At 67.2% G+C, this 1,176-nt stretch carries 2 protein-coding genes; both read left to right on the top strand.

All coding sequences use genetic code 11. The features are described 5' to 3' along the window. The first annotated feature begins 69 nt into the window (after positions 1 to 69). On the top strand, positions 70 to 648 hold the full coding sequence (locus FMEAI12_RS35820; protein ID WP_146776863.1) for a winged helix-turn-helix domain-containing protein: 579 nt from the start codon (positions 70 to 72) through the stop codon (positions 646 to 648). Next, positions 606 to 1,145 carry a transposase gene (locus FMEAI12_RS35815; protein ID WP_368672148.1) on the top strand — a complete coding sequence of 180 codons (540 nt, stop codon included), beginning with the start codon at positions 606 to 608 and terminating at the stop codon, positions 1,143 to 1,145. The genes FMEAI12_RS35820 and FMEAI12_RS35815 overlap by 43 nt, the downstream gene beginning before the upstream one ends. Positions 1,146 to 1,176: the final 31 nt, after the last annotated feature.

Below are 1,176 nucleotides of genomic sequence, written 5' to 3'. Positions count from 1 at the left end.
CTACTGACGATTAATGCGTGGTGTTAATGCTCCCGGTGATAGTCGCGGGTGTGCGGGTAAACCCTTTGTATGAGGTATGCGACGGGTGGCGGGTTGACGCCCGCCGAGCAGGTGGAAAGGGAACGGGTCCGGATGGCAGCGGCCGACCGGTTCGATCAGGGCGCGACGCGAGCGGAGGTGGCCCGGGAATTCAAAGTGACCGTGAAAACGGCGGGATGTTGGTACCGCGCCTGGGAATCGGGGGGTGCGGCTGCGTTGCGATCGACCGGCCCGTTGTCGGCGTGCCGGCTGGATGATCGGCAGCTGGCCCGGTTGGAAGCGGTCCTGCGCCGCGGCCCGGGGGTGTACGGCTGGGACGATCAGCGATGGACGTTGGCCCGGGTCGCGCAGGTGATCAGGTGGGAGTTCGGGGTCGTCTACACGCTGCCCGGGGTGTGGATGCTGCTGGACCGGCACGGCTGGTCGTGTCAGATGCCGGCCCGCCGTGCCCTCGAACGCGACGACACCGTCGTAGAGGAGTGGGCTGGGCGGGAGTGGTCGGCAGTAAAACCACCGCGGCGGCCCGGGATGCCTGGGTCTGTTTCCTCGACGAGACAGGGCAGGGACTGCGGCCGCCGCGAGGACGGACCTGGGCACGCCGGGGGGTGACCCCGCTGGTGCGGGTCCCGGGACGGGGCGGGTCTGGGCGGGTGAGTGTGGTCGGGATGGTCTGCTACAAACCTGGGCAGCGGGCCCGGCTGGTCTACCGGGCCCGGGTCAGCCACGGCCGCCCCGGCGAACGTAAGGGGCTGGGCTGGGCTGACTGTCGGGATCTTCTGCTGGCCGCGCACGCGCAGCTGCCCGGGGGTCGGCTGGTGCTGGTGTGGGATCGGTTGAACATCCACCTCCAAACGCAGATGGCCGCGTTCCTGGCCGCGCACACCAGCTGGATCAACGTGGTGTGGCTGCCGGCCTACGCCCCCGACCTGAACCCGACCGAAGGCGTCTGGTCGTACCTGAAACGCACAACCCTGGTCCATCTCGCCGCCCGTGGCATCGACGAGGTCCACCAGGCTGTCAAACACGGGCTAAAACGCATGCAGTACCGACCCGAACTCCTCGTCGGGTTCCTCACCGAAACCGGACTGACTTGGGAACAGCTCTGATCAACAGAACTTCACACATTAATCATCAGTA

The sequence above is a fragment of the Parafrankia sp. Ea1.12 genome (genome assembly GCF_900465275.1).
Classification (GTDB): Bacteria; Actinomycetota; Actinomycetes; order Frankiales; family Frankiaceae; genus Parafrankia; species Parafrankia soli.
This window is presented reverse-complemented; position numbering and strand designations above follow the sequence as displayed.

What these genes read in the sequence shown, in the direction of transcription:
- FMEAI12_RS35820 (WP_146776863.1), top strand. Translation starts at nt 70, where the DNA reads ATGAGGTATGCGACGGGTGGCGGGTTGACGCCCGCCGAGCAGGTGGAA.